Source organism: Paenibacillus sp. TAF43_2, assembly GCF_052113545.1.
In the GTDB taxonomy this organism is placed as follows: domain Bacteria; phylum Bacillota; class Bacilli; order Paenibacillales; family Paenibacillaceae; genus Pristimantibacillus.
Window position 1 is genome coordinate 25,125 of record NZ_JBFRDK010000063.1, and the last position, 6,353, is coordinate 31,477.

The following is a 6,353-nucleotide window of genomic DNA, read 5'->3' on the forward strand; positions in this document are numbered from 1 at the left end:
AGGAGGCAGCGATATGGAGCGATCGGATAGTGGAGCTTTTCTTCGTTCAGGGGAACAAACGGCAGGAATAAACAACCTGATGTTGTTTTATAACGGTCATTATAAAAACGATGCGGGCGTATGGAGGAAAGAACAATTTATTCCCTATATCAGCTACATCGATGCTGAAGGCAAGCCGCTCGAATGGCTGTTTGACGGTGCTTTGTTTCTAGCCAAGTGGTCTTATTCCTCAAACGGATTTGAAGAATCAGAGGAGCATCCAAACGATCAAAAAGACTGGCAATGGTACTTGGATAAGACCTTTGCAGAATCAGGTGAACTGTCGGCATTAAATGAAGCGATGGAGGAGGTTGCTCTAAAATTAGCAGACCCAGAGCATAAAATGAAGGTTGTGCTCATGATTCCCTATCCGGCTCCGAATCAACAAAACTTTGGAGAAATAAGCGATGACAACAAATCGCTTTGCTTCGATCATACGATTGTTTCTGCAGTAGAAGCGACTCGAAATAAACAAAAAGCGCTTGAGTGGTATATTGGTCAACTTCTAGAGCGCTGGGAGAATGCTGACTTGCCCTTTCTCGAGCTGAAGGCGCTCTATTGGATGAATGAAGCTGTGAATACGAGCGTTCCCTACGAGGAAGGGCTGATTGGCTGGACGGGAGATATGGTTCGCGCGAAAGGGTTGAAATTTTTCTGGATTCCCTATTACAGGGCCAGCTTGTATTGGAAATGGAAGGAGCTAGGCTTTGACGCAGCAGCAATGCAGCCTAATCACTTTTTTACTAAGACAGGCGAATCGAGAGTCGGGATCGCAGCCAACATGGCCAAACAAGCCGGCATGGGCGTAGAGATCGAGGTCGATTCTCGGGTTTTTGAAAGCAATGGCGATTTCCGCGCAAAATATGAAAATTATTTGGCAGGCGGCGCAAGGTATGGTTATAGCGGGGAAGTATTTAAAGGTTATTATCAAGACGTCAAGCTGCTCTTTGATGCAGCATATGCGGAGGAGCCGGAGAAAAGGCAAATTTATGATTTGACCTATCAATTTATAAAGGGGCGTTATAAACGATGACAAAAGTGAATATTGGCGTGATCGGGGCAGGCTCTATTTCGGAGGTTCATCTGAATGCGTATGCAGGCAATCCAGAAGTTAACCTTTATGCCATATGTGATTTAAACGAAGAACGGGCCCAAAACAAAGCGAGTAGATTTGGCGCGCAGAAGGTGTACACCGACTACCGCGAGCTGCTTGCAGATCCAGCAATCGATGCAGTGAGCATTTGCACATGGAACAACTCGCATGCTGAAATTAGCATTGCTGCCGTAGAGGCCGGCAAGCATGTGCTCGTGGAGAAGCCGCTTTGCAAAACCGTTGCAGAAGCGGAGCGGGTAGAGCAAGCGGTGAAAAATAGCGGCAAGGTTTTGCAGGTTGGTTTCGTGAGGCGCTACGGCTCGAATACGGACGTTTTGCAGCGTTTCATCAGTGCAGGTGAGCTCGGCAGCATTTATTATGCAAAGGCGACTTGTTTGCGAAGGTTAGGGAATCCAGGTGGTTGGTTCTCTGACAAGGAGCGTTCGGGCGGGGGGCCTTTAATAGATCTTGGCGTACACATCATTGATTTATGCTGGTACTTAATGGGCAAGCCGAAAGTAAAGTCGATCAGCGGCAATACTTATCGTCAGCTAGGGAATCGGGCAAATGTCCAAAATCTATCGTTTTACAAAGCATCCGACTATGATTCCAGCAAAAACACCGTTGAGGATCTGGCAAACGCGCTTATCCGTTTCGACAACGGGGCATCACTTTTGGTTGATGTAAGCTTTACGCTGCATGCCAAAAAAGATGAGATTACCGTCAAAATTTTTGGTGACAAAGGCGGCGCCGAAATCGAGCCGGAGCTGTTCATCGTTGCGGAGAAACATGATACGATTCTGAACATTACGCCGCAGGTTGACCAGCTAGGCTTTGATTTCGCCAGCGGATTCCAAAATGAAATCAACCATTTCATCGACAGCTGTCTTGGAAGAAAAGAGACCTTAAGTCCAGTACAAGATGGTCTTGAGGTGATGAAAATGCTGTGCGGCATATACGAATCAGCAGAGAAGGGTGAAGAAATTCAGTTCAGCTGAGCTTTAAAGGATTAATAAAAATGCTGTTCCATCGGGCAAGCCTAGGAACAGCATTTCCATATCTGATGTTGATCATTTACGAGAGCTGTGTTATAGGGATAAATCGACTTCAAACATGCGATTCCAAGGGAGATCGGCTTTTAATTCGTCGATCCTGCCCTCAGCGAGTTCAGCTAAATAATCATTGCAGAAGCGCTGCAGCTTTTGGGTGATGAGCTGAGATACATGCTCTTTAACTTGACTCACATCGAAGTAGTTGGCTCCGAGCTCTGGCAAGTGATGAGCGACTTCCTGTCTTACGATTGTTTGATAACCCCAATCTTCAATCAAACGATAAAGCATGAAATGCTCGCTCAACTGTGTGCTTGATTCTTGGTTATTGCTTTGTTGGCGATAGTAGGAAGCTACGATGGCATGCGCTATCACCGTTCCGAGTGTATTGCCGGACGTATTCCAGCCGGCGTAAGCGGAGAGGCGGGAAATTAGGTTTTTCTTGGATAACAGCTTTAAGAGGCTATTATCGGCGCCATTGCATGAAGCGACATCCGCCAGTGCGACCATGCAGCCTTTATTAGCTATCGCTTCAATCGCCGTAACGAATTCAGCTATATGTACCTCAGAGAAGTAGGAACGGTGACGATCCCGGTATAAATTTGGTGATTCAGCTGCATCATGCGAAGACACTGGAGGAGAATGTATCATGAGTACAAAATCGGCTGTCATCGAGGAATCACCCATGAAGGCGCCTCCTGAAGTTAAGTGAGATTTTATGCTTTCATTCAGACTGCGATCCTCGTATTTCGGAATGATCGTTGGCCCAAGTGTCGAGGAGTAGCGAACAAAAACTTCAGGTTGATATTTTTTGATCGAGCAAAACACCTTGGCGAATAAGATGCTTCCTATTTCGTCAGCACCAGGGTAAATAAGCACATTATCCATGAGATTGTACTCCTCAACCGAGATAAGAAGCTTGCGCTGCTCCATCGGACTGAAGCCGTATTTCGAATTATCGTCCAGAGGAATAACAAGATGATCAATGATGCCGGATTGTACGAGCGTGATAATATGTTCATTCACTTGTGAGTTCGTTTCTCTGCGCTTTAGAAAGTCATTTAGAATGGCGCTTGGTATAGAGTTATGAAGCTGAAGCCATTCGTTTTGTTCATCATCGTTCAGCAGCTCGGAGGTCTGCTTGTCTTTTAACCAGCCATAGCGATAAATCGAGTGTCCATAATGCGCGTAATAGTCAGGTTCCTCGTCACTGCTGTTGTAAGCTGGGGCTCTCATAATTAAATTGAACGCATAAATGCGAAGTGATGGATTGCGCTGCTTCAGCTGCTCAAGCAGTTGGAGACGTTCCATGCATGCTTGAAGCGATAATTGATGCAGACGGGAAGGAACAATGCCGCCGTAAACGAGCATATCAACGGAAAGAATCAAGTAGTCTGCATCAACAGCTTGCTGAAGCAGCCAGTCATGTACCCCTTCATAGCGGGCAGGCTGTTTCTTTCTTCCGAGCAATTCTAGTGGCGGAGCGACGAGCGAGAGATCGCTGATTGCAGCAATCATTTGTGGAAATTTTGCATTGCAAGGACGTTCGTCTAGCGGAAGGTAAACGACTTTACTCATACAATGACCTCCATTTATGGATAAATGATGAATTACACCTATTATACATCAAGCTGAGTAAATGGAATATTTTTTTATAAAAAAAATTAAAAAGGATTTTTTCTCTAAAATGGTCATAAAAATTGGAGTATGAGATCTCACATCAGCTGTTGGATGATCATTTATGAGGCGTGGTCTCGTTCTACTAGAAAAGTCGAAATTGAAACGATTGGAGGATTTATTCTAAAAATTTAAAATAAATAAAAAAATATTCCGTTATCTATTTATAGGTGGTACACTACAAGAGAAATTGGAAAAAGGAGGTATAAATGGTTGTCTACGTTGTTTAAGGACTCATTTCGCAACCAAGCCGTTTCTGGTCCTAGCATCCAGATTGATCCCTCATTTCCCTATTATCAGCAAAGGTCGCCAGAGAGTATTGTTGAAGAAATTATGCTTGCAGGGTATCAAAGCGTCCATTATTTTGTTGTAAATGAACATGTCATTCAGAAGGACTTGCTGCACGCTTTCCGTCAAAAAGGAATTCCGGTGTGGGCGATGGTGATAGGAAACGGTACCTTCTCTACCGACAGGTTTCCAGAAGAATGGCCTTCTTGGCAGATGAAGCTGCTTAAGGAGCCGAATGACGGCTTCTGGCGATTGTCGCCATTTAGTGAAGGCTACGTGCAGTGGAAAAAATCAGCGATGGCTAAGCTTGTGACGGAGTATCCTTTTGACGGGATAGAAATTGCCGAGCCGTATTTTCCGGAGTGGGGCGGGATTGAGAGAGGGGTTTACGGAGATATTGGGCCGCTTGCTAGGTCGGCGTTCCGAGCACGTTACGGCGTAGATATGCCTGATTTTACAAATGCAGCTGCTCCTAACTATTACCTTCGGGATGTTCAAACCTACAACAAGTGGATCGAGTTCCGTGTAGAAGCAGTCAATGGTTTTATAAATGAAATGATAAATGGAGAAGGAGGCATTCGCGAGGTTAGGCCAGATATCGTTGTTGCCACTTGGTCGCTTGCGATCAATGCAGGACAGGATAGCGTTGAACGACTCCGTGAAGACCAAGGCCTTGATGCTCCATCGATGATTGAAAAGGTTAAGCCCGATATCCATTTCTTGCAAACGCATTGGCCCGATTGGCTGCGTGGTGATCTGCCAGCAGATTACATTAAAGGCTACCAGCCCTTTGTCGATCAGATCAAGGAGCGATTTCCCGAGCTGCCATTAGCCGTTCAGGCGGATATCGGTTCTGCACAACCAATGATTAAAAGCGGGGAATGGCTGGAGACATTCAGTCAAACGGCTTTTGCGCTCGGCTATGCATCTTGGACAGCTTATGAGTATCATACAGGCGGTTATATGTATGATCATAAGCCGTTTCCCATGCTAACTGAACGGAGAAGCAGAAACGAAATTGTGATTTCATTCAACAAACGGATTGACGAACACTCGGCTATGAATGATTCCTGCTACAAGCTTTGGGATAACGGCGCTTCTATTTCTCTGATATGGGATATTATAGCGGTTGATGGAAATAGAGTTATTCTTCGTTCAGAACAGCTGCCGGCAGCTTCATTTGTGCTAGAGCTAAGTGATATTCGTGATACGCCGGAGAGATGGTTGTTTAAGGATAGACCCGCAAATGTGATTCCAAATGGTACGAGATTGTCCATTCTAGGAGTTTATTGAGCAAGAACGCAGCAATCATTACTCATGGGGAGTGAAGATGATTATATGCAAAATATTCATATTGGTTTTATAGGTACTGGCGGTATCGCRCAGCTTCATGCTGGTCAGATGCAAGCGCTGGAAGGCGTGGAAATCGTTGCAGTGGCAGACCCAAATGAACAGTCTGCTCTGCAGTTTCTATCAACATTCCATTTGACCAATACCCGTCGATACGCAGGCCATAAAGAAATGCTCGAAGAAGGCGGCTTGGATGCTGTTATTATATGCTCCCCGCATACTTTGCATTTTGCCCAAGCGCTTGATGTATTGAACGCAGGCTGCCATGTCTTGATTGAGAAGCCGATGACCTGCACCTCCCAAGAAGCTGAGCAATTAATAAATGCTGCAGAGGCAAATTCGAGGCTGCTTCAGGTTTCCTACCAAAGGCATTTCCAACCGGAGTTCATCTTTATTCGCCAAGCGATAGCAGATGGCGTAATTGGCAAGCTAAGCTCGATTAACGCAACGCTCTATCAGGATTGGAAACGCAGCCAAACAGGCACATGGCGACAAAATGCTGCGCTTTCTGGAGGCGGTATGCTAATGGATTCAGGCAGCCATATTATTGACGTTCTGTTATGGACAACAGGCCTTACGCCGCTTGAGGTGAAGTCGACGCTAAGCAGCCACGGTGCACCGGTGGAAATCGATTCTTTTTCGAGCATCGCCTTTGAAGAGGGTGCCATTGCTGCGCTGAACATTATTGGTTATGTACCGGGCTATAAGGAGTTTTATTCCTTCTGCGGAGATTTAGGCGTGATCTATCTCGAGAATGGCAGAATTGAAATTTCAACCTATATGGATGGCGTTCTGCCAGTTCAGCTGCCAGCTCAAAGCACCAATCAGGATAAAAGCTTCATTGATGCGATTAGAGG

Annotated in this window: 5 protein-coding genes; 4 read left to right on the forward strand and 1 reads right to left on the reverse strand. The window is 45.5% G+C overall.

Annotated features, from left to right (window positions below; translation table 11 throughout):
- The first annotated feature begins 13 nt into the window (after nt 1–13).
- Together AB4Z17_RS15555 and AB4Z17_RS15560 are read left to right on the forward strand one after the other, a co-directional pair.
- Nucleotides 14–1,072 carry a DUF4855 domain-containing protein gene (locus AB4Z17_RS15555; RefSeq protein WP_441960701.1) on the forward strand — a complete coding sequence of 353 codons (1,059 nt, stop codon included), beginning with the start codon at nt 14–16 and terminating at the stop codon, nt 1,070–1,072.
- Nucleotides 1,069–2,130, forward strand: a complete 1,062-nt coding sequence (locus AB4Z17_RS15560; RefSeq protein WP_441960703.1) for a Gfo/Idh/MocA family protein — start codon at nt 1,069–1,071, stop codon at nt 2,128–2,130. Before AB4Z17_RS15555 ends, AB4Z17_RS15560 begins: the two co-directional genes overlap by 4 nt.
- Nucleotides 2,131–2,220: 90 nt before the next feature.
- Here the strand turns inward: AB4Z17_RS15560 and AB4Z17_RS15565 are convergent, their stop codons facing one another.
- Nucleotides 2,221–3,759: a DUF4127 family protein gene (locus AB4Z17_RS15565; RefSeq protein ID WP_441960705.1), complete on the reverse strand. Its 1,539-nt coding sequence runs from the start codon at nt 3,757–3,759 to the stop codon at nt 2,221–2,223.
- Nucleotides 3,760–4,071: 312 nt separating this feature from the next.
- Here AB4Z17_RS15565 and AB4Z17_RS15570 point away from each other — a divergent pair, with 312 nt between their 5' ends.
- Both AB4Z17_RS15570 and AB4Z17_RS15575 read left to right on the forward strand, forming a co-directional pair.
- A complete protein-coding gene (locus AB4Z17_RS15570; protein WP_441960707.1) occupies nt 4,072–5,439 on the forward strand; it encodes an N-acyl-D-glucosamine 2-epimerase in 1,368 nt (455 codons plus the stop codon).
- Between the two features lie 45 nt (nt 5,440–5,484).
- Nucleotides 5,485–6,353, forward strand: an 869-nt coding sequence (locus tag AB4Z17_RS15575) for a Gfo/Idh/MocA family protein (RefSeq protein ID WP_441960709.1), incomplete at its 3' end; no start/stop codon positions are given.

What these genes read in the sequence shown, in the direction of transcription:
- AB4Z17_RS15555 (WP_441960701.1), top strand. Translation starts at nt 14, where the DNA reads ATGGAGCGATCGGATAGTGGAGCTTTTCTTCGTTCAGGGGAACAAACG.
- AB4Z17_RS15560 (WP_441960703.1), top strand. Translation starts at nt 1,069, where the DNA reads ATGACAAAAGTGAATATTGGCGTGATCGGGGCAGGCTCTATTTCGGAG.
- AB4Z17_RS15565 (WP_441960705.1), bottom strand. Translation starts at nt 3,759, where the DNA reads ATGAGTAAAGTCGTTTACCTTCCGCTAGACGAACGTCCTTGCAATGCA.